The sequence below is a fragment of the Veronia nyctiphanis genome, assembly GCF_004116385.1.
GTDB lineage: Bacteria > Pseudomonadota > Gammaproteobacteria > Enterobacterales > Vibrionaceae > Veronia > Veronia nyctiphanis.
The window spans coordinates 11496-35462 of the sequence record NZ_PEIB01000018.1 but is presented as its reverse complement, the minus strand read 5'-3'; the positions used below and the strand labels follow the sequence as shown (position 1 = coordinate 35462).

Sequence of the window (23967 nt, the reverse complement as noted above, 5' to 3'; positions counted from 1 at the left end):
ATTTGTAGTCGGCATGTAAAAAAGGAAAATGACAATGGAAAGCTTCTGCGAAACGTGTAATGCATACACTAAGCATACTCAGCACTTTCAAGAGAAAAAAGACCGTTACCCAAACACATTTTGGGGTGGTGTTAAGAAAGTGATATGGGAAACATTCATAATTGGTGGTTCCACTGACATGTTGGTGAAAAAGCTAGATGAACTCGATTTAGTGGTCACTTGCAAAACATGTGGCACTAAAAAGATTGAAAATCAGGGTCGAGATGGCGAATAAGCGTGAAAGAATTTTTGCAGAATCGCGGCACGAAGCCGCGGTTCATAAATCAACTAACCCGAAGCCAATAAACGCTCTATTTCCTCAAAAATTGACATGCACACCTTGTCATTTCAGAGGCGGGTCAAGCCGCATTGCTTTCGTCGCTGCCATCACTCTGATTACAAACTGCTGCGCTTCTTTATAAGGCAGGTCTCTGACAAGCTGCCTGAACACCTGCTTACGACTCAACATATTTATCTTTCTATTGAACCCTTCAATATCTCCCTGCGGATGTTCAAAGACCTTCAACAACTGGTCTAAACCGATTTTGTAAGCGGTAACAGCACATAATAAGCGGCTATCTCTGTCCTTTATGTCGGAAAAAGTTGTGTTGACCAACGCCGATAGATAGTTTGTGCCGTAGAAAATGTTGACGGCAGCAACATACAAGGCATCGGCGGTGGGCAATGTCGCCCGACGAAAAACCAGTTCAGAGACAATAAGCCCTGCACTGTGCGGCGACACCTGCATAATCCCGTAGGCAGCGCCCGCGTATTTAGAGACCGGGTTAAACCCCGTCTCTACCTGAGAAATTGCCAGCAAAAAACCTAATTCAACATTGGTCAAATCAGCATGAAATCGAAAATGGTCAAGATATAACGCATATTCTCTAGACCAGAAATACGGCGGAAACACAACTTTATGTCGCTGAATAGCTTCGTATTTACTGACCTGTGTATCATTAAGCTGCATTGCCAAGCGTCTCTTACGCTCTTTAATGTTTGCTTCAATTTTCCTCTGAGTACTTTGCTTATTGTGCCGGCTCAGCAGTAAGTTTCTATCAACAGCACTCAACTGTTGTTCTCGATGGCTGTCGATTTCAGCGAAGAGGATCGCAGGCTTAATAGCTTTTTGTTGCTCGATGACTCCCTCAGACAGGCTGAACAGTGTGATTAACCCGTGACGAAGCAGGAATCGATAATTCCAATCTCCGATAGATTCAGGAAGCAAGTATCCGCTTATATCAGCGAGGCGGTTATTTGCATCAGATTTCAGCAGCTCAAATTCAATGTGGCGAGAAACATAGTCGACAATAAGTCGAAAATTATGCTGCTTCCCATAAAAAACATAGCGCTCAGGGGAAGACTGTATGGGTTGCATCCAAACCCTGAGTAGTTCCTCTCTTCGTGTATCAAAACCACTTAGGTAGAGAGACTGTGTGTTTTTCCTTTGGTAGAAATCTTGTTGAGAAAACTCTGAACTACTGCTGCGTGCAATAGAGAGAATATCAATGGTAGGCACGTTGTCCGTCGCATAAAAGGCCAACGCAGTGAGTGAATAACTCATCACGCATCCTATCAAAACAAGAAAATGAGCCTGTTTTTGCATTTCAGACAAAGTAAATTTATTAATACTTGCAGTGTAGTGCAGTCAGGAAAAGTCGAAGTCCAGCATCAACGACTTATGATGGTTTCATTCAATGAGATGTGCAAAATGTGAAGACACATCACTGCTATCAAACTCAACGCTTAGATCAAGAAAGACTGTTAATTCCCATTGAATGATGGCAGACGGAGAGCCCGCACCAACAGAAATAAACCATTGAATAAATTACACTTAACTGAAATTGATAATGTTATCATTTCACATTCTTGTATCTCTTCTTTTGTTTTTATCAATACAGTGTTTTATCTCGTTGATAAACCATTCATTTAGCAAATAATAGCGCCCAATGCTGAGCTCAAACCTGACGATTATGCCCCCTGCCGGAGGGCGTCAGCAAAATCAAAAAGAGCACAAAGCAAAAGGCCTGACCTTGAGCCGTTGTAATGGAAACATAAGCCCAAAAGACATGGTTTCCCCAAAAGAAAGGAATCATTCAGTGCCGTGATTATTCTGCTCAACGCACTGTGTTTACTATATCAACAAAGGAAAACACACCATGAGACTGGAAAAACAGGATGTGAGTTTCAGTATCAACAATGTCACCAAGCAACTTTGTCTGGCTCTGGGCCTGATTGCAGCGACACCGCACGTCGCCATCGCCAACCAAGATCAAAGTACCCTAGCGACACCACTTACGCTGGGAACACCCGATGCCTTCATTCAAAGTGTCGGAATCGCGCCGTCAGCTCTGTCAAGGAGTGCTTTGTCGAGTAAGCCCCTTAGTCTTGCAGGTGCGGAACTAACACTACCAGACAGTCAGGGGAAATTACTGACTGCTGTCACTGAAAACCTTTTCGTAGAAGCAGATGGCACCCTGTCTATTGATGGTGAAATCGCCTCGATTCCGGGTTCGCGGTTTATTCTTCAGGGAAACAAGGACGCCGTTTATGGCTGGGTCATCCTGAATGACAACGACGCTTACGAATACCGTACAGAGAATGGTGAAGTCTCGGTATCTGCAATTGCCAAAACCGATGTCTTGCCAGATTGTCACTTCGGCAACCACTCACACCGTGATGTACCGGCTGGCGCGCAATTTTCGCTCCCCGCTGCGGAGGATGCGCCCCCTCATATCGGTGATTACAATGGCGAGCATGTTGGTAAACTGCAAAGCCGACCAGGCTCTCAGTATGTCCTGCTGATAGACACACGAAATGTGATGGCAAATGGCGAACCCTATGATGTGTCAAAAGAGTTCATCTGGACCACATGGCAGATTGTCGCTGCCAGCTTTTCCATGCTGGACATCAACGTCACGACGGACAGAGACATATATAACCGCGCTGCGCCAAGTAAACGTGGTGGCGGTACCATGTATCGTCAGACAGGTCGCTCTTCGTGCGCGTTCGCGTTTGGCACATCCACCTTCTGTACTCTTTACCGAGAAGATGATGCGTACGGGCAAGGCCGTATCGCCGCCCATGAGTTTGGCCATCTGTTCCACCTTAGCCATGACGGCGGCCAGCCGGGTGGCGAATACCATGAAGGCATCGCAGATTACCAGTGGGTGCCTGTTATGGGTAACATCTGGTTTGGTACCAACTGGCGCGACCCACTTTATCAATGGAGTAAAGGTGAATATAACGGCGCATCCAACCGTGAAGATGACTTCGCCATTCTTCAACGCTTTGTTCCTTTCAAGTCCGATGATATATCAGGTACTAAGCCACTCGATATCTCTGCCTCAGGTGCCGTACTGGCAGAGAACAATAGCGGCCAGATTGAAAGAAATACAGATTCAGATACCTTCACTTTCACCATTGGCGAAAACGGAGGTCGGGTAAATCTGTCGATTGATCGCGCTGAGCATATTGGTGGTGGCTTGCTGGATGTTTCCGCTGTTATTCGTAACAGTGCAGGTCAGACAGTGGCTCAGTCAAACAACCCTGTTGACCGCAGTGCCTCCTTCAATGAAAGCCTCAACGCAGGTGACTACTCACTGGTCATTTCAGGCGGTGCTGAGGGCACACCACAACACGGCTTCTCCAAATATTCATCGCTGGGATACTACACAATCAGTGGAACCCTCTCCGGTAAAGGAACGGGCGAGAACCAGGCACCGGATGCTGACTTCACCACGCAGAAGTCCGGTCTCTCTGTCAACTTCATCAATGCGTCGACTGACGATAAAGGGGTTGTCAGCTACTCTTGGCGTTTTGGTGATCAGACAACCTCTAACATCAAAGACCCTCTTCATGCTTACGCAGAATCAGGCACCTACACAGTGACGCTCAGCGTTGCAGATCAGGAAGGACTATCTGACACCATCAGTAAGTCCGTAACTGTCGTATCAGGCACTGACAACACGGCACCTGACGCGCAGTTCAACGTAACAACCGACAAGCTGACGGCAAGATTCACCAGCACCGCAACTGACGATAAAGCAGTAACCTCTCACCAATGGCAGTTTGGCGACGGTGCCGAGTCATTTGACGTGAATCCTGTTCACACGTATGCATCGGCCGGACGTTATAACGTAAGCCTGACAGTGCTAGATCAAGAAGGACTAGAAGATTCAGTAACCTCAACCGTCACAGTCCAAGATGACGCAACGACGTGTGATGTAAAGGCCTGGAGTGCAACAACTTCCTATAGCAAAGGTGACCGTGTCTCGTTCAAAGGGCATATCTATGAGGCGGTATGGTGGTCGACTGGCGCTGCGCCCGATGTATACAGCAATGTCTGGAATAAAGTCGGAGATTGTTCAGGGGATGGTGGCAATGGTGATAACCAAACACCTAACGCCGCTTTTGCAAAAACGGTTTCCGGTTTGAGTGTGTCTTTTACCAATCAATCCACCGATGATAAACCTATCGCCAGCTACGCATGGGACTTCGGAGATGGCAGCGCGTCCACACAAGCCTCACCGAGTCACACGTTCGCAACATCAGGTACTTACACAGTGTCTTTAACCGTCACTGATGAAGAAGGCCTAACCGATACCGCGAGCGAAACATTCAGTGTCAGTGGCGGTTCTGACAATAACTGTTCGTCGCCTGTCTGGGACGAAAGTGCGGTCTACCTAACGGGTGATAAAGTGCAGCACAACAACGCTGAGTATGAAGCCAAATGGTGGACACAGGGAGAAAACCCTTCGTCAACCGGACAATGGGGTGTTTGGAAGAAACTAGGAGATTGCTCATAATCGCTGTGTAAACAAAAAAGCGCCCGAGCCTTTCGGGCGCTTTTTACTGACTACTGGCGATATCCACAAGCAACTGCAATTCAACCGCCACTTGCCGAAAGAGAGGATCCAAGAGCTCGCCAGGTGAACGACCGCCGACGGCGCGTTTTTGTTTGCAAGTATCTTCCTCGCTCCTCACTCTGAAGTCACGATTCATGATCACAGCGTCGTCACTGACCGAGGTAATTCGGAAATTTAACACCGCAATTGACGAAATCTTATCACACGATAGTTGGTAGCTACTGAGTCCCTGACAACTCTCCACACCGTTAGAGTCACACTGCACAGATTGCTTGGTATAAGGGTGAGATTGGCTGTTTTGATACAAATCGACATCAAACCACAAGGTTGTTTTTTTTTGTTCTTTTTCTTCGTTAGACGTTGAATCGCTGTAGACAAAAAAAGGGATGTCAGTGACCGTTATTGATTCAATAGATGTAATAAATTGTTGTGTCTGTTGAGGGTGAAGATTATTTCGACGCAGTGAAAATACACGTTGCTCAATGTCGGAAGGAAAAACAACGGAAGTGATTGGCACTTTGGCGGAATCAGGACCTGAATAAGCATTCTGTTTCGGGCCGGACTCGCAGCCAGTCAACATGAAGACGACGAAAACACACCAACGTGGAAAACTGACACCCATTTCTTCTACCTGTCACCCGTGGTTATCGCTCAGGTGATAACGGTTTTGCATCGGTCCTGATCAAAGAAGGTCAGATTACGCGATAACACGCTCGAAACTGCGCCTAAAATACGAGAATCAACGTAAATTGGAGGCGCAAGAAGCCACGTAAGTATCTCAACGTGCCACCTACACCACCTTCACAATGGAGTTCTTAATGTTCGTCATGCCACCGTCACGGATCTCGAAAAGATTATCGAGCTGATTAAGAATTTGTCTGTCATGACTGACGATAAACACGATCGCGTGGCTAAGTTCTGTTTTCAAGAACACGATCAACTGAGCAATGTCGACGACAGACATGTTGATGAACGCTTCGTCCAACACCACCACTTCTTTCGATTTATTCAATGTCATCATCAGTAGAAGCTTACGTTTTTGTCCTGTAGACATAGGAATCGTCGTGATGTCTCGGACAAAGACAAACTCGTAATCAATCATCGCATCAGGGAAAATGCTGCTACACACCTTGGCAATCTGGCCAGTATCTCTCACCCCACGGACATAGAAGTTGGAATACAGTGAGCCTTTCAGAAAGTCTGACGATGGGTCTAAATACGCAACGCGTTTGCCAAATACATTTGGGTCGATATCTCTGACATTATAGAAATCATTGAAAACGATACTGCCAGAATAATTATGGTGGTTTCGCAGAATCGTCTGCATCAATGTTGATTTACCCGAGCCTACGTTACCGTAGAATCCATAAATATTACCTTTGGTGAACTTCGCGCTGATGTCCTGCACCAGCGTTTTCTCATCGGTCATGATCGCGACATTGTTTAGGCTGATGCGGTTAATCTTGTCTAACTGCATTCCTTTTGAAAACAGCTTGTCGTCGAAGGACTCAAACACATCTTTCAGCGCCGTATTCATGTGATACGTCGACACCAAAATAAAGAACGACTTAGTCACCAAACTAACGACGGATGACGCAACCCGCCCGTTAAGGATCAAACAGGCAATCAGTACGTTGAAAATTTCAGGGTTTGATTTCGATGAAAAGAAGATCACAGTGAACAGCACAGTACTGGCGAGGAACGTTGTAACTCTGACGAGTTCATCCCAGTTGAAATTAAAACTGGTGATGCCGTGATCAGAATGGTACGACTTTTTGCAGGACTGCTCGAAGCTGTCCAATGTGGCCGCACCATCCAGAAAACGTAAATGAGTGTTGTTTTTGTAGTATGAAATCCGCTCAGCCAACAAGTCTTGCTGCGCGGCCTCAAGCTCAATGTACATGGTGTAATTGCGGTAACGCATGTAGGTTGCCGCTAACATCACGCCAAAATAAAACAGCACAAGGCCAAACGCATAAAAACCAATGAAGGCAAAGAGGATCCCGACAACCAGACAAATACTGACAAAGTCGACAATAACACCCGAGATATTCTCCCAAATCGTCTTCCTGTTTGATTCTATGGTCCGAACTTTCATCAAGGCGCTGCCCGTGGGTAAATACGGCACAATACTGAGCATGTAACGCTCTATTTTCAGCGCATTTTCGTCAATACGATTAAGGTGGCGATGTTTGATGACCTTTTTCATCCCATAATCAACGCCCCAGAGAAGCAGAAAGGCCATGGTGACATAGAACAAAGTAGTGACCATGTCATTGAAGATAAGGCGGGTGTTAAACAAGTTTGAATAAAAAGCAGGAATGATCACAAAGGGCACGGTGGCCAGCAGGAAAAAATTCACTTTTGGATAGAGAGCATAAATGACTTCGACAAAGCCCTTGCCAGACATCTTCTTGGGGTAGTCCTGAATATAAACAATCTCTTTCGCGATCAGTGTTTCAGGGTCAACCTTACCCACGCCCTCGCTGACATAGGTATTCCCGGTCCGATAAACATACATCGAGTCGTAACCCAGCGTGACAAAGGCTTCAGGGAGATCTTCTACATTTGACACCAGTTTTCTGTGAAGATGGTACTCGAACAAAGGATCAGAGAAGTTGTCATTGATATCAGAAAGGAATGCATCAACGTTCTCGCTATCCAGACGCGAGAAAAGGTCCCAGTCAAATCGGGCGTGCGTACTTCTGACTAACTGTTCAATATTCGATTTCATAGACACTTGCCTTTTTCAACCTCAGAAACACCAAAAACGATAGAGATAAGGCGTAGCATCGAAAAATGCACGACGCCTAAAGCAAAAATCAGTTTCTGATGTATTCGAGAATGAACTCTTCCGGTGACTTAGGTCGTCCAAAGTAGTAACCCTGGAACATGCTACAACCTTCACGTTTGAGCAACTCCATCTGTTCTTTGGTCTCTATGCCTTCAGCAGACACACTGAGATCCATTTCGTTGGCAATAACCATGATGGAGCGGATGATTGAGGTGACGCCGGATAAATCCTGCGTCATACCATCTGTGATAGTTCGGCTGACTTTCACCCGGTCAATATCCATGTTTCTCAGGTTGCCGAGCGACGTGAAGCCTGTACCAAAGTTGTCAAGATAGACACTGACACCCAGACGGTGCAATTGCATCATCTTGTCATTGACTGCTTCAGGGTTATCCATGATGGTTTGTTCGGTGATTTCAAAGGCGAGCAATTTCGGCGGGATCTTGGCTTTCTCCAGCTCAGAGGTCAGCTCGGCCATGAACAACGGGAAGAGCAGGCGTTCGCTGCTGCAGTTAATCGAAAGCTGCCACGAGTCTTGCCATTTTCCATCGAAGTACCACTTAGAGAGCTGGCGAATCGCGTTGACCATTACCCAACGGTCGACATCATTTAACAAGTCAGCCTCTCTTGCAGCATCAAGCAAGTCACGAGTTAACACCGAACCACGCACCGGGTCCTCCCAGCGTAAGAAGGTTTCTGCCCCCTTCACTTCTCCATTGCCATGGAAAACAGGTTGGAACATCAAGGTAAATACATTCTGGCGGAGCGCATCTTTCAGTGCGTCTTCAATCGGTACCGCAACCGCGAGGCGAATATCGCCAAGGATCTCAGCAACCTTGCTCAGCTCTCTGAGGTTTCGGTTGATCACTTCTGTCATTTGGTTGCTGGTTTTCTCAATGACTGCCGATGTCATATTCTGACTCTCAGCCACTACCTCGTTCATTTTCTCCACCGAGGAAGACACCGTATCCAGCGCCGTCGACACTTGGGTGAAATCATCCGACAGCTGGTCGGCATTTTTCTTCATCGAGACCTGAATACCCTCAAGACCTGTCGACTGCTCCTGACGCATCTGCTTGATTTGCTCAGACATCAGCTCAACGAGCTGATTGTTGCGATAAAGTATTTTGTTCAGTTGATCAACGACGGTTGAGCCGGAGCTTTTCTGCATCAGCAGGAATAAATCTGACCACACCTTTTCTTTGCTGGAGATCATCTCGAGCGATTCACGCAGCGCATCTTTGATCACTATGATGCTTTCTTCCGAGTCTTTATTAACCACAATATTGGTGGTTGATGAACCCGAGCCGCCTGCCGCCGTCGCACGGTAACCTTCTTTCTCATTGCTGGGGCCATGAGTCAGAAAGTACGAGCTGAAGAAGTTAGTACTGAAGAGAATCGCAACTGAGGCGCTGACACCCAAAATAGACGTCAGGAAGGCCAGTGACATTGCATCCATGGCTGAGCTGATCGCGCCGAGCAGTGATGCCATTTTGGTCGAAAAATCACCTTCGACACCCATACCTGAGGCGATACCTTCAATCATCAAGGCAAGGCCAACAAAGGTACCAATCAGACCGAAAGACACACAGAGCGATGAACAGAGGTTAACCTGTCCCTTGTAGTATTCGAGCGAGAAGCGTCGGTTATCTGTCAGGTGATACGCCATTACCGCAAAAAATAATATCAGCGGATAGGCAAACGCAATGATGATCAATATGGTGATTTCAGGAGACAATTCAAGCGACTGCATGACGAATGAACGCGTCGTATCCACCATGTATACCCCAAGTGGGATACAAATGTAGAATAAGATTCCTAGAAAGTGCATCAATTTATCTCCCAGCTTAATGTCGACAGAAGCTTGTCAGACTGTTCAATCTTTGTTTTCACATCTATTTCGTCGGGCAAATCCATAAACCCAAGAAAGCGCAGCATGTTCACCACACTTTTCTTCTCAGCATCTGAGCTGGTCACGGTGATTTCTACCGTCTGACCGGACAACATCTGGCTGCGGATTTGCGTGATTAACTGTTCATCCATTTTGAAATTGAGCAAGTAAGTCAGCGTGTTATTGTCGAGGTCGATGTTTATCAACTCACGAAATACAATAGGGTTGGGTGCAGGCTCACTCTCTTCGATAGGTTTGTCGTTAATGACAATCAGTTTGGCTTTTTCCTGCACAGTCATTGCCGTTTGGACGAGGAAAAAAATAGAAACCAGCACCATTACAATCAGTGCTGATGCCAACGCATCGACGAAGGGGGCTAGGCTGTCATCATCCATTCTCGTCCTCCTTCACTGTCTCGGGTTGCTCAGTCTCTTCTGAGCCCGGCAACACACGTTCACCGAGATTTATGTCGATGAAACACGTGTTAATTTGTCCTTTTTCCTCTATGACCATGATGTTGTCGATCGGCATCGAGCTGGAAAAATATTGGTTCAAGGTGACGTAATTGAAGGTCGGTATCACCGTCATCTCACGCTCGCTGGTATTAAACCCATAGTTACAGCCTGTCTGGTATGAGCCGACCTTTTCTGTCAGTCCCACATCATCGACGGTGAGAATGACTTCTCTCAGCAGCTTTTCGTCAATGTAATAGCCTTTCATCACATAGCGATATTTGCTCTCGTTGATCTTTATCAGGCCATGAGTAGGGAAAATCGACTCGATATAACCCACCAACGCACTGATGGTGACCAAAATAATGATCGCGAGCGAGGCGGATAAGGCAGAAACAAATCCAATCATGGCTTACCACACATCAAATCGAATATCGCTGGGAAGCACACTGAGGATAAAGCCAAACACGCTGACTTCATCGTCAATAACGAAGACTTGCACATCCATACCCAGATTCAATGAGAGATCAACAAACTCCTGGTCAGGTTCGATAGTGACGCGGTAATAGCGTTTGCCCGATTGGTTTTGTTCTTCGTAGGCTAAGGAGTCGGAACTGAGTTCAGATATTCTGCCTGAGAACACTTTGTTGAAGCCCGGCGAGTTGATCTTCAGCTTGACATCACGGCCAACGTTAAGGAAGTGACGATATTTGGTATCAAACTTGGCGGAGACTTCCTGCGAGGCCCCCTCTTTCTTGAGCACAAAGAGTGAACTGCCTTCCTGCACAAAGGTACCGACAGACAAGCCCTCAGTCATTTCAAGCACAGTGCCATCAATGGGAGAGCGGATGAGCGATTTTTGTTTCTTCTCTGACAGCAGACTCAGCTCATTTTCTTTTTGAATGATCTCCATCTGCAAAGTATCGAGCTTTTCATCGATGGTCAGTAGGCGCTCAGATCGACGCATTTGGAAAACCATAAGCTTATCGCTGAGCTTCTTTTGGTTTTCAAGGTTACTGATGTCAAAACTGACGATTTCGCTATTAAGGTCTGAAAGCTCGGTTTTCAAATCATAAAACCGAAGTGTTGATCCGTTTGCTTTGCGGTGGATGGCTTGCTTGGTCGCTAATATCTTTCGCTTATTAAGTAACTCTTCTGCTTTTTTCTGGCGTTCAATCGCCATATCAAGCAAGTATTTTTTCTCTTGCAGATAATCTTCGTAGAAGCTGAGAATATAGAGCCACCCGCGCCATAGGAAGTTTCATCACCACTACAACCTCTCTTCAATTGCTCAATTTTTGAATCACTGAATCGGTCACTGAGCAAAAAGCAGCGTTCATCTTCCAGTTCCTGAAAGATACGTTTGTCGATATTCAGCTCTTGGGTGATTTGGTCAAGTTGGTACTCGTCGGCCATATTGCGGTAACGAAGCAGCGGCTCGCCCGTGCGAATTTCGGTGCCCTGAGATGACACAATTTCAACGATGTAGCTACTTTCCGGTGCTTTTAAATTGACGTTACTTTCTTTGATGCCCGTCAAGCCTGTGCCAGGCGCGACCACTTCAATCTTTTTAACAAACAAAATATAAAGAAATACTGACACGACGAGCAGCAAGAGAACGTAACCAAATTCTTTTCTCTTTGTTAGCATCAGAACGCCCTCTCAGACTTCATTTCGAGGAGTTTATAGATGATGTCATACTGCTCGAGTTCTATATTCATCAGCGAAATATAAGACTGATTCAGTGATGTCAGGCTATCAACAATATCGATACTTTTTACTTTATCGAGTACGATTTCTTTTTTCTGTTTGATGATGAGGTCTTTACTTAGCTTGATTTGCTTATTTATCGAACTGCGTTTCTTAACCAAGGTTTCAAAGCGGTATGTTAACGCTTCCGACTCTGCTGACATTTCCTCAACGCGTTTAAATAGCTTTTCTCTCTCAGCCTCGAATAAATAAAGTGCTGAACGTTTATCACTTTCTAAGGCGTGATCAAATACATCAAGCTCAAACTTTATAGACACATAAGAATTACCTGTATCACCTGTATTCACACCTGATGAAGGGCTACCAGACAATAACGATACAGCGTTCTCATTATTTAGCATTATTTTGAATCTTTCACGCCCAGCTTCGCTCGAAAGTTTCGTTGCTTCCAACGATTTAATATTACTTAAAATGCCAAAGTTTTTATCCACCAGCATTTCATCTGTCAGAACACTTGGTGTGGTTTCGAGAAGCGGTAGTATATTACTGTATTCGAGGCCTATTTTTTTATACGCAACGTTAGGGTCGCCCTCGACCATAAAACCAGTTTCACTTTTTAAATCGCGGAAATAATTATCGATCTTAGACGTAATACCGAATACCGTTTGATTAAACCGAGATTTCTTTAATCGTGCATCCACTTCATCAGATTGCGTTCCGACCCCCTCTCTTGAGGCCCTTAGTTGCTGCTGGTAATGAACCTCAATCTCTCTGCCTATCTGTTTTGCTTGTCGCTCATACAGTCTTGTCCGTTCAATTTTTGTCAGGAAGTTCAGTACGATATAGTACACTTCCATCTCTTTACTCATCAGGGTGAAATCAGAAGAAAGGACATTATTTCCCGCGGCATCTTGTCTGTTCTGTGTTTGGCTTCCGTAGATTTTTGAGTTAACGGTGAGTTTTACATCAGCCGTTGTTCTCGGATCTTTGATCGGCTCGCCATAGTTCTCTTTCACTTCACCAGATAGGAGGACTTTAGGGTAATAGTAATTCCGTTCTTTATTTGAAAGTTCAGAATTGGATAACAACTCTTTCTGTATCGCTCGATATTCTCTAGATGAATATAATGCTTGTTCAAAAACATCATTAAACGATACTCCGTACTTTATTGACCTATTTACGTCATGAGAAATTTCAAACGCATGGCATACGGAGAAGCTTTGCATTGCAGTCAGAAAAAATAAGCAAAGTGAATTCTGAGCCTTCATAATCAGCCATCTTATATCCGGTTAATATTTCAGACGAAACCTATTCCGAATGGAATAATTCAGATTCCGACACCGAAGATTTCATCCTGAAAGCGTGTCATTCATCCCTGGTGAGGCTTGTTGATATTGTTATCACCCTCACATTTTAAGTATAAGGTTGTTTTTAATACCTTATAAAATAAATTTTTATCTTTATACCGACTATTATCCGATATTGTAATCGTTCATCGATGTATTGCCTGCCACATCCTCTATGGAAATAGTAATACCATCTCCAGCTTGATAGCCTGGGTTATCAATTTGCCAAGAGCCATCATCCTGTATTGTTGCGGTACCCAGCTCTTCACCGTCTCTGGAAACCGTCACTGTGCCACCGATGTCATTACCGCTATAGCCACTGCCTCCCATGCTGTCATCTCCCTCTTGCAAGCTCTCAGCATTGTCGAGGAATATTGCTGGTGGCGTAGTATCTATCTCGAAGCTGCCTGTTTTCTCTGTGGTGATGCTTTCAGTCTTCCCACCGACATCTTTCTCGTAGCTGATTGAGAGCGTGTAGTTGTAGCTATTTTCACTGAGACCGGCTGACTGCGGTACATCAAGCTGGAAGCTGCCATCAAAATTATCAGCAGTTCCTGTTGCCACTTCCGTTCCATCGATTGTAAGGCTGACGGTGGCGCCGGCTCTACCTCACCCTCAAATGTCGGCGTGGTGCTATTAGTTATAAAATCGGCAGTATTGCTGTCTTCTTGAGCACTTATCGATACGGCGTCGTCATCGTTGATGGTCGCGGCTTTGTCAGCCATTACCCAACTGCCATCATCATCAACAGCAGCATTCAGCGTGATACTCTTATTCCCTTCAAGCTTGCCGTCTTGTTGGGTAAAGAGGTTAAATGTTGCTTGTTCTGCAGATTCAGGAATTGTCCACTCGACATCGCCAATATCAGTGAACGACACAGTATCGGTGAACGATTGTCCATTCAGCATGTAGGTAACTTCGAGTCTCTCAACATCATTACTGTCAAAGCCATCTGTGCCAGTAAATTGAAGACTCAAGCTATGCGTACCGGCATGCTGGCCATCAAACTCGACCGTCCAGCTGAGTGCATCTTTGCTTCCTTCAGTTACCGAGTCGTTTGCGGTGGAGATGCTTTGCACATTAAGGTTTGAATAGGTAATGGCATGCGGGTAGACAGTCACTTTCTCGTTACCCGCAACGTCGATGTGTTTTATCTGTATGGCATCTTTTTCGTAGCTACCCTGTGCTGATAGCGCAAATTGATTTCCAGTTCCTGAATGCCAATTGTTACCGCCATCAGTGCTGTATTGCCAGCTACCGCCAGCTTCCACTGACGATACGGTAAACACGCCATCTCTTGTGTTGAAATCAGAGTCTGCTGAATCTACTGAGGCAATATCTAAAGAAAGTGCCGTTATCGATTTATCAATCGACATCTCAGATAACAATTTAAGAGATACATTGCCAGCGGGGTCGGTAATACGCACCTGAATCTGACTTGCGCCATAGTTACCTTCCGCCAATTCAAAGCTGTTCCCTTCCCCTGTTACCCAATCGCCATAGCCAAACAATAGGTTATATTCCCATGTTTCTCCCTCGCCAAAATTATCCAGAGTGATAGTGCCTGATTTAGAGATGTTATCGCTGTCGCTTGCCCCGAGGTCATTCAGACTGACTGTCGCAGCAGGTAAAGTGAGGTCAAAGGTCAATGCCGGAAGTTCAGTGACAGCCACATTTTGCGCCATATCGGTCTGGCGTATCTGAATATCACCTGCTTCGTAGTTGCCTTGAGACACATCGAATGATGCCCCAACACCAAGTTCCCACGTTATACCGCCGTCTATTGAGTATTCCCAGACAGCCATCGCTTCCAAGCCCGCGATTGAGATGGTGCTATTCGAGGTCACTCCGTCAGTCGTATCTGACCCCGTGTCCTCGATACTGTAGGTGAGCTGCTCGACCTGCATATCAACTTTGAGATCAAACGCTTTGGTCGTCACGTTGCCCGCTTTGTCTGTGGCAATTAATGCTAAGTTGTTGACCACGCCTTCCGTTAAATTCAATGACGAAAGATCGAGCTCCCATGCGTTTTCGCTCGGCGTGATGGTCACTTCTGTTGGTGACTCTGAGCCGTACCCAATGACAAGTACTAACGTTGCCCCTGGCTCTATGTCTCCACTCAATGTCCCCGAGTTGGTATTCAATAGAACATCATTGCCCTCATCAAGATCACCACTCGCGCCGTAGTCGAATGCAGGCGCAAAAGTATCGATAGCAATCAGGTTATTGTGTGAGAAGTCCATGTTGTGCCACTTGTCCGACACATCAAGATGCATGGTATACACGCCATCTTGAAACTCTCTCGGAAAGTCCACTTCCCAATTGCCGTCGTCATCAACTAACGCGGTCAGTGTGGTGGATACGCCGTTACCGGATAAACGCACAACGACTGTCAGCCCTGGCGTGCACTCACCTTTAAGGACAGGGGTTCCTTCAAGGTTGCCGTGATGGAGCCCACCCTCTTTGTTGAAGCCTTCAAGCTGCCACGAAAATGGCATGTTATAGTTCTTAATGCTCAACTGAACGTCTTGCTCGGTTTTGTTACCCGCGGCATCGATTTGAATCACCGTCACAGTGTGGGTGTCAGCCTGTGATTCAGAACCGCCACTTAGTGAACCCGGCACATGAAGCGTGAATGCGCCACCTACGCGGTCCGAGCTGGTTGACGTCGTACCATCTTCCGTTTTTATCCAGACCCGAACCGTATCGCTATCAGTTTTTATTCTTAGGTCAGGGTTTTTCATATTGGTGTAGTAAACGCCATCATCAGCGCCAGTGTGGTGGTGTCCCCACTGGTTGTATCCGACAGTGATCCCGGATGCCGTTGCGATAGTGGTATCTACGGTATAGTTGATCGTCTGGGTGGTCTCATTACCTGCAACATCTGTCGCTTGGACTTCGAGAGAGTAATTACCATCGACATAGGTATAGCCGTCCGGCATTTTCCAGTTGAAGGAGGTTGAATCGGCGACAAATGTTTCCTGTTTAATGATGTTGTTGTTACTGTCGCGGAGGATAAAAGTCAGTTCGTTGTCTTTTTCAGTGGTAATGCTAATGTTCGGGTTATCTATGTTAGTCTTGTAGTCACCTTGCAGATAGGTGTCATCTGCTAAATCGAGTTCAAGAGAGATACCTGAATCAACGATGATCTCGCCTTCCTGTGTCGTAATGTTACCCGCGACATCAATGGCCTGAACGGTGAACGGATATTTAAGGTCTGGCAGTTTATCTGTTTTCAGCGACCACTGGCCGTTAGAGCCCACGTCGGCATAGTACTCTTGCCCACCAATCACGACCAGCACCTTATCGCCGCTGTCACCCGTACCTGTGAAGGTCAATATGCCCTCCTGAGTTGCTGCTTTGTATTCCGCTTCACTGATAATGGCACTGTTATCAGTGTCCTCAACGATATTCCACGTCAGTGACGGCGCACTGGTTTTCACCTCGATATCGTAGGTCACAGGTGATACCGTTTCATTGCCAGCTCTGTCAGACATTGTCGCCTGAATCGAATAGCCTCCGTCCGTTAGCCCCTGCATCTGATAAGACCACGTACCGTCTTTGCTGACGTAAGTATCATTCTCAAGCACGATATTATCGTTTTCGTCCCTGACAATAAGGTGTATCTTGGCTTCGGCTTCACCTTGCCCAGCTATAATTGGGTTGGTCCGGCTGGTGATACCATCATTGTTTGCGTTACTAAACAACTCTGTATCGCCCGTTTCAGCAGACTGATCTAACCCCACAGTGAGGTTACCGATAGTCGTATCCAAGGTGATGTTGGTAACATTGAATGTCTCTTCGTTGCCTGCGAGATCACTGACTGTGAAGACAACGCGGTAAACACCATCATTCAAGGTTTGTGGGAAGTTGATGTTATACGAACCGGAGTTACTTGCGGTATCTTCCAGCGTATCGAGCAGCGTATCACCGGGGCCATAAAGCTTAGCTATAACCTTATTTTTTGGGTCAGTCAGACCAGAAAATTCAAGTTGGGTATTGTTAGTGATCAGGTCGTTAGCACTGACGCCATCCTGCCCCTCATCAAGCGAGTATTCGAATTTAATATCCGTTTTGATGCGAAGAATACCGCCGATCTCCGCCTTGTTATTGGCCAGATCAGTAGCAACAATTTTATAGTTGTACGTCCCAGCTTCCTGGTTTGGTAATTCAATCGTCCAATTACCATATTCATCAACCAGATCAACGGCGCCCGTCCCTTTTTTGAAGATATAATGCTTCGAAGTGCCGAGATCGATGTAGATAGATTCGTAGGTGCCTGTTACCGTGCCTTTGAATATTGGATTGGCATTTTTGGTAATACCGTCGTCAGCAATGTTACTGTCGTTTTCGAGATTTGCCGTGATGATTGGTGCCTCTCGGTCAATCTCAAAGGAGCCAACCCCCGCAGCGCCGTCGGTAATCTCTCCACCATCATAGCCAGCAACGTTACCCGCCTTATCGACACTTTTAACTGTATACGTATGTTCGCCATTACCCAACGCGGTAACAAAGACACTGTAATAGCCAGTGCTTTCGTTAGCATAAGCAATGTATTTTTCACCACCCACTTCCACGGTGACCGTCGAACCGGGATCAGATTGCCCGGAAATTTTCACTGGATTGGCGTAAGTAATGTCCAAACCATCCGACGTATCGTTTTCCAATTCAAACGTCAGGTTGTTTGCCGTGTCTATGGTCAGCGGCATTGTCACAGTCTGATTGTAATCACCTTTGACAGCATTCACTTCAATGGCATAGCCATTGTCGGATAGCGTAGGCAAATCAAAATCCCAGAGGCCTGTTCTGTCTGCCGTCGTGGTTAATGTATGAACAACATTATTCCCATTATCTTTATCGATGACTTTTATCGTGATAGTGGCTTCCGGGCTGGCGACACCATGAATTCTGGGAGAGGTCACAGATGTAATTGGATTAGCTTGGTCGTCGACAGCGCCCGTATTGTCGTTGATATCCAGATTAACAGTGAGATCTAGATTCTCGGGCAGTACGGTGAATGAGCCTGTCCTCTCAGATTCATTTCCTGCTATATCTGTGACGACAACCCTGTAGTCATAGACTTGGAAATCGAGGGTTTCGGTTGTGAGGGTAAAATTACCATCTGCATTACTTTTCACGGTGATCGGGTCTTCACCATCGACCAGATACAATTTCACCGTACAGTTTGGTTCGCTGGTTAAGCCGCTAAATGTCAGCTCACGGTCTTTGGTGATCGAGTCACCGTCTGGGTCATGGCTGCTGTCCAATCTAAAGTCGAAGGTCGCAGCCACCGTATCTATCGTAAGGTTTCCTGTCTCACTCTCACTGGTATTGCCATATGGGTCTGTGGCGTGTATCGTCCATGTGTAATCTTGATCAGACAGCTCAACATCTGTCTGGTATTCCCAGTTACCTTCGTCATCAGCAGTCGTTTCGAACTCATATTTTTGGTTGTCTGTCCCGCCAGTCAGTACGATAAATACCGTAGCATTCTTGTCTGTGGTTCCAGTAAATGTCGGTGTCTTGTCAAAGGTAATACCGTCTTTGTTAGATTCTCCGGTATCCGTTCCTAAGTATTTGGCCGTCAGGTCACAAGAACGGTCAATAACCAGTGTTTGCACTTTGGTAAACACGTTACCTGCAAGGTCCTCAACCTCAAACCTCAGCGTATGGTTACCTTCAGGAAGATTGTTGTTCAATTCAATAGTGAACTGACCGTTAGTGAGGGTGTCCTGTTTGATAATTTCAGAACCATTGATTGTCAGCTTAACACTCGATACTCCAGACTCACCGGCAACCTGGCCTTTGATGGAAAAGTCCGCCGCATCTTCTTTTGACGTCCAGTCGGTCAGTTGTTGATTCGATCCATCTTCGGCATACAAAGATGAGAATGATGGCGCCTCGGTATCCAACGTAAACTGGCCGTCAGTTTCAACAGACGTATTACCTGCTCTGTCCTGCGCGACGACGGTATAATCGTAGGTCTTATCTTCCGTCAGCTTCGAAGCGAGCTGATAAGACCAATCACCACTTTCATCGGTTTGAATAACTTTTACAACCTCATCAGCCTGCCCCGGATTGAGGGTGAAGGTGACTTTTGCGTGTGGCTCCGCGTTGCCTGAGAATCTCGGCTGATCAGCGTTGGTGATGGTGTCAGCGGTATCGCTTCCTGTGTCAAACCCAGCAGATAAACCGGCCGTGGGTTTTTCTGGGTTTGTTCTGTCTACGGTATAGGTTTGCTCGACAATTTCTGTGTTGCCTGCTTTGTCTGTCGCCGTCACTTTAAACAGGTAGGTTCCCTCAGGTATCTCTGGCGCAATATGCCAAGATGTCGACTCTTGCGAATAACTCCAATTTCCGAACACTACGCTTGTTGCTGTGTTCGTAACAACAACGTTAACGGTTGCTCCTTGCTCTTGTGTAAACTCAATTTTCGGATGTGAAGCATTGGTATAACCATCCTGTTCAGGATCGGATTCTGTTGATAGTTTGACAGTGAGATGTGTCGCGGTATCAATGGTGAGTGTATTCGTCTCAACCGTCGAGTTACCCGCAGCATCGGTGACTTTTACGGTGTAATTAACCACCCCATCACTGTCAATCTCGTCAAACATATATGTCCACTTGTCACCATCACGAGTAGCGAGGTAAGTCTGGTTGCCAACCGTAATCTCCACCCTGCTATCTTGTTCTGCTGTGCCCTCAATCGTTGGCCGGGTGACATTGGTCAACTGGTCTCCAGCTTCGCCTGAATCACTGTCGCTATCAAGCCCTGCAACAGTGGCCTCAGGCACTTGAAGGTCAATGGTAACATCCAGAGTCTGACTAGCCGTATTACCCACCGCATCCTCGAGTTCAACGGTGATGGTATGAGCGCCATGTGGTATGTCGCTGACGAATTCGAGGCTCCAGTTGCCGTTATCAGCAACAGTACCTGACTTGGTTATTGTATTGCCGTTGTGGACATACGAAATTGTTACTGCTGCACCCGGGTCACCCGTACCGTTGAACTCAGGCCGTGCCAGTTTTGTGATATTGTCCGTTGCGAGAGAATCATCATCCAGCCTGCGGTATCCGAGGCATCAGCCAGATTGAGAGTCACCGCAGCCTGAGTGTCAACAATCACTTTGAAGTTCTCGACAGTACTATTTCCTGCTTTGTCGACGGCTTTCACGCTGTAGTTATAAGTACCATCTGTCGAGACAAGATCGACCGCATTGATACTCCAGGTGCCTTCCGCACTATCAACGGCGGCAGGATAATCTTTACCGTTAAAGGTGACTGTTACAGTATTGATATCATTGTCAACTGTACCGTTAAAGGCTGGACCTTTACTGTTAATGGTATTCGTCGGTTCATCAATATTGATACCTGAGCCCTGCGCACCCGGGGTGATGTCTGACGTGACTGTTGGTGCAACCGTGTCAATGCTTAGAGATTGATTAAGCTCTTTGACGTTGCCGTAAATATCAGTGGCAATAACCTTGTAGTCATGGCTTTGATTGGCAGCCAACGCATTGAATGGCCCCACTTCCCACGTTGAGCCTGTCACTGTCGCGTCGTACGTTTGGCCATCGATTTCAACCTTCACACGACACCCAGCCTCAACACTTCCGGATAATTTAGGGTTAACAGAATTGGTAAGCTGATCGTCCTTAACGCCAGTATCAATATCGTCATGCAAACTGGCTGTCAACGTTGTTGGTGCTGTGGTTTCAATTTCCACCTGCCCGGTCAAGCTAGTGCTGTTACCCGCTGCATCGGTTGCTACCACAGAATATTCATAGGTATCATCTTCGAGGTTGGGGACAGTAACAGACCATGCTCCTGTGGTTTCGTTTGCGGTAACAGGGATATCTTGACCATCTATCGTCAGCATAATGCTAGCACCCGGGTCTGAGACACCCGAGAAAGTAGGTGTAGGTATATTGGTTAATCCATCATCACTTTCAAAGCCACCATCAAAATCTTCATCAAGCCGGCCGTCCAATGCAATGGTGGTATCGACCATTGCTTTGTCTTTTGTTGCATCAGAGCGGTTTCCTGCCGCGTCTTTGATGATGACAGAGGCGACTTGTTCTTGACCATTTTCAACAGAATCAATGTCGATCACGACTTTCTTCGAGACAAGGTCTGACGCTTTAACTTTATACTCCACATTGCTGTTGATACTGATGATGTCACCCGCGACGACATCACTGCCAAAGGTGACCTCTACCTGTGCTTTGCTGTCGTATTCGTTGGCGTTGATATACTCATCATCTCCGCGGTCGAGTATTTTCACGCGTGGTGCAGCAGGTGGCGTTGTGTCCAACGACAATTCAGCTCTTTGCTCCGTGCTGTTCCCTGCATCATCAGAAATCGCAACCACAACCTCGACAGGGCCATCATTAAACTCATCAGTCAGATCAACGTTGCGAATAAACCAGTTACCGTCTGTCTGGTAGGCCTCACCTTCAACACGTTTACCGCCCTGAACATAATTGACAGTCATTTCCGTGATATCGTCATCAACACCAGCGACGCCGATTTGAACATCTCCGACTTCGTACATATTGACGGTCTCAAACTCATCACTGATCACGACGGCGAACGCCTCACCCGTATCGACGTGTGTATCCAGATCAAATTGGGTAGTGACGGTTTTCGTATTGCCCGCCGCATCTGTCACCGTCGCCTTCACATCAACGTTGCCATCAGCAAGGTTATTCAACGCAAACTCAGGAATTGACCAAACACCGTTGTTTTCAGAGACAGTGACATCCTGAACTTTTCCATTTTTATCTGTTAGCTGAACAACCACTGTATCGGCGTCTTTATCAATGCCGACAAGATTGATCTTAACGTTAGATTCTTCTTCAGCATTAACCGTCCCATCCGTTGATGACATCTCAACAGCAAAGTTGTTATCAGCATCAGCCGTTTTATCGAGAGTCATTTCTCTCTCTATTTCAGTGCTGTTGCCTGCATCATCTTGAATTGCGGCTTTGATGGTTATCTGGCCATCTTTCAGTTCGCTAATATCCGTTGGTTCAATGGTCCAGGTACTGCCTGATTTGTTGACCTCTGCATTGACAGTATTGCCATCTGTGTCAGTGAAGGTAATGTCGAACACCGTGATATCGTCATCAAGTCCGTCAACAGTCAGTTCAACATGACCAGACTCAACAAGATTCGCCAGCCTGTCACCGAGTATTGCAGCGATATCGAAGTCATTGTTTTCATCAATAACGGTATCTATTTCGAGCGTATCACTTGCTGTCGCAGTGTTGTTAGCATTATCGGTAACCACAGTAGTGACACTGACTGGGCCTTGAGCAAGCGAACTCAACGACTGGGCATCAATCACCCACTCTCCGTTTTCCAGTGCTGCCGCTGTGGTCACTGTTGTGCCATCATTGTCTTCGAAAGTGACGACGACAGACTTGGTATCATGGGTGTCGACACCTGATAAGGTCACGGTTACATCATTGACTTCACTCAGGTTGGTAACATCAAACTGGGCATCAACCACCACACTTAAATCATCATTTTCGTCCGCCGTTGTATCTAAAGTCAGGGACTTGGTGACTTCTTTGGTGTTACCAGCGAGGTCGGTAAGTAAAGTGCTAATAGTGATCGGGCCGTCGCTGAATTCGGTGAGATTTGGCGCAGGGTCAAATACCCAGCTGGTTTCTCCCTGCTTAGTCGGTGACAGGGTTATTTCTTTGTTGTTTTTATCCGTAAAGGTCACAGAGATGGTGTCGACATCCTTATCTGCGCCAACAAAACTAATATCAATACTGCTTTTCTGCTCGTCATTGGTAATGAGGTAATCACTGCCAATCACGACGTCAAAAGCCACACCCTCGTCAGCAACTGTGTCCAAAACAAGTGACTCTGTTGCCTGTGCTGTGTTGCCTGCTTCATCAGTCACCGTTGCCGTGATCTCGATATTACCGTCGTCAAGATCACTCAGGTCAGCATTAATGAACCAGGTGCCATCGGTGCCTTTGGTGAGTGTGCCCTCAACAGAGTCTTTACCGTCTGAGAAGACCGCAGTTACTGTTGTCACGTCAGCATCAACGCCAGTCAGAGTAATATCAACAGATGTGGATTCCTGCTCGCTGGTCAGATTGAGGTAATTAGGGATGTTGAGAGTGAGGTTCCCATCGGCATCTGCCATGGTGTCTCGCTTGACACTGTCTTTAGCCACGGTAGACACGTTGCCAAATTGGTCAGTAATGGTGACTGAGACGTTAAGCGTTTCGCCTTCTGCGGGGGAATCCAATTGCTTAATGAACTCGCCACTGTCGATATGTGCCTGAGTAAGCGTGGTATCTTCGCCGTTGATCGTAATAATGTCATTGGCGACCGCGTCAGATGGCAAATCAACACTGATTTGCACTTTGTCTTTGTATTCCGACCCTTTGAGGAAACCGTCACCATTGGTGTCTTCAACAATGCTGACACTGTCTGGCGCAAACACAGTTTTATCGAGCTCGAGGGTATTAGTGACTTCCTTGGTGTTACCCGCATTGTCCGTCACCAACGCCTTGACGGTGACAGTTCCATCAGAAAGACTGGAAATATCGAAGGGGTTTGCTTCCCAGTTGGAACCATTTTTTGTCAGGTTAACCGCTTGGGTTTCGCCGAGATTGTCATCAACGAAGACCACGACAACAGACGCTAAGTCTCATCCAATCCGTTGAGGACGATCTGAACGTTGGTCGCTTCTGCTTTGTTTGTTTCTCTATCTGACGCCACCATATCAACAGTCAAGTCTTCACTGACATCGGCAGTGGTATCCAGCTTGAGATTGTCATTAAGCTGCTTAACTGTTCCCCGCATCGTCCGTCACCACCGCTGAGACCGTCACCGTTCCGTC

At 46.4% G+C, this 23967-nt stretch carries 15 protein-coding genes and 1 pseudogene; 2 read left to right on the top strand and 14 right to left on the bottom strand.

The window, feature by feature from the left end:
* Positions 1-34 precede the first annotated feature (34 nt).
* Positions 35-274, top strand: a complete 240-nt coding sequence (locus tag CS022_RS14645) for a hypothetical protein (protein ID WP_129122920.1) — start codon at positions 35-37, stop codon at positions 272-274.
* 108 nt (positions 275-382) lie between these two features.
* Here CS022_RS14645 and CS022_RS14640 read toward each other — a convergent pair whose 3' ends face one another.
* Entirely contained in the window at positions 383-1603 is a 1221-nt protein-coding gene (locus tag CS022_RS14640; RefSeq protein WP_161569648.1) for a transglycosylase SLT domain-containing protein, read from the bottom strand.
* A gap of 595 nt (positions 1604-2198) precedes the next feature.
* Between CS022_RS14640 and CS022_RS14635 the strand changes: the two genes are divergently transcribed.
* Positions 2199-4847 carry a PKD domain-containing protein gene (locus CS022_RS14635; protein WP_129122918.1) on the top strand — a complete coding sequence of 883 codons (2649 nt, stop codon included), beginning with the start codon at positions 2199-2201 and terminating at the stop codon, positions 4845-4847.
* A gap of 43 nt (positions 4848-4890) precedes the next feature.
* Here CS022_RS14635 and CS022_RS14630 read toward each other — a convergent pair whose 3' ends face one another.
* The 13 genes and pseudogenes from CS022_RS14630 to CS022_RS24905 all read right to left on the bottom strand — a co-directional run bounded on the left by CS022_RS14630 (position 4891) and on the right by CS022_RS24905 (position 23930).
* Positions 4891-5529, bottom strand: a complete 639-nt coding sequence (locus tag CS022_RS14630) for a hypothetical protein (protein WP_129122917.1) — start codon at positions 5527-5529, stop codon at positions 4891-4893.
* Positions 5530-5697: 168 nt separating this feature from the next.
* Positions 5698-7641 carry an ATP-binding cassette domain-containing protein gene (locus CS022_RS14625; RefSeq protein WP_129122916.1) on the bottom strand — a complete coding sequence of 648 codons (1944 nt, stop codon included), beginning with the start codon at positions 7639-7641 and terminating at the stop codon, positions 5698-5700.
* 88 nt (positions 7642-7729) lie between these two features.
* Complete coding sequence (locus CS022_RS14620) at positions 7730-9481, bottom strand: EAL domain-containing protein (RefSeq protein ID WP_161569647.1); 1752 nt, start codon at positions 9479-9481, stop codon at positions 7730-7732.
* Positions 9482-9531: 50 nt separating this feature from the next.
* Positions 9532-9987 (bottom strand): hypothetical protein, encoded by a 456-nt coding sequence (locus tag CS022_RS14615; protein ID WP_129122914.1) that lies wholly within the window; start codon positions 9985-9987, stop codon positions 9532-9534.
* On the bottom strand, positions 9980-10453 hold the full coding sequence (locus CS022_RS14610; protein ID WP_129122913.1) for a hypothetical protein: 474 nt from the start codon (positions 10451-10453) through the stop codon (positions 9980-9982). The genes CS022_RS14615 and CS022_RS14610 overlap by 8 nt, the downstream gene beginning before the upstream one ends.
* Before the next feature lie 3 nt (positions 10454-10456).
* Entirely contained in the window at positions 10457-11227 is a 771-nt protein-coding gene (locus tag CS022_RS14605) for an HlyD family efflux transporter periplasmic adaptor subunit (protein WP_235869526.1), read from the bottom strand.
* Complete coding sequence (locus tag CS022_RS14600) at positions 11170-11694, bottom strand: hypothetical protein (protein ID WP_129122911.1); 525 nt, start codon at positions 11692-11694, stop codon at positions 11170-11172. The genes CS022_RS14605 and CS022_RS14600 overlap by 58 nt, the downstream gene beginning before the upstream one ends.
* Complete coding sequence (locus CS022_RS14595; RefSeq protein ID WP_129122910.1) at positions 11694-12770, bottom strand: hypothetical protein; 1077 nt, start codon at positions 12768-12770, stop codon at positions 11694-11696. The genes CS022_RS14600 and CS022_RS14595 overlap by 1 nt, the downstream gene beginning before the upstream one ends.
* 456 nt (positions 12771-13226) lie before the next feature.
* On the bottom strand, positions 13227-13451 hold the full coding sequence (locus tag CS022_RS25440; RefSeq protein ID WP_235869521.1) for an Ig-like domain-containing protein: 225 nt from the start codon (positions 13449-13451) through the stop codon (positions 13227-13229).
* Between the two features lie 41 nt (positions 13452-13492).
* Complete coding sequence (locus CS022_RS14585; RefSeq protein ID WP_129122908.1) at positions 13493-19942, bottom strand: Ig-like domain-containing protein; 6450 nt, start codon at positions 19940-19942, stop codon at positions 13493-13495.
* A gap of 18 nt (positions 19943-19960) precedes the next feature.
* Positions 19961-20125 (bottom strand): annotated as a pseudogene (locus CS022_RS28135) (Ig-like domain-containing protein); the annotation flags it as partial.
* A complete protein-coding gene (locus tag CS022_RS14580; protein ID WP_129122907.1) occupies positions 20077-23757 on the bottom strand; it encodes an Ig-like domain-containing protein in 3681 nt (1226 codons plus the stop codon). The pseudogene CS022_RS28135 and the gene CS022_RS14580, both read right to left, overlap by 49 nt.
* Before the next feature lie 11 nt (positions 23758-23768).
* On the bottom strand, positions 23769-23930 hold the full coding sequence (locus tag CS022_RS24905) for a hypothetical protein (RefSeq protein ID WP_161569645.1): 162 nt from the start codon (positions 23928-23930) through the stop codon (positions 23769-23771).
* Positions 23931-23967: the final 37 nt, after the last annotated feature.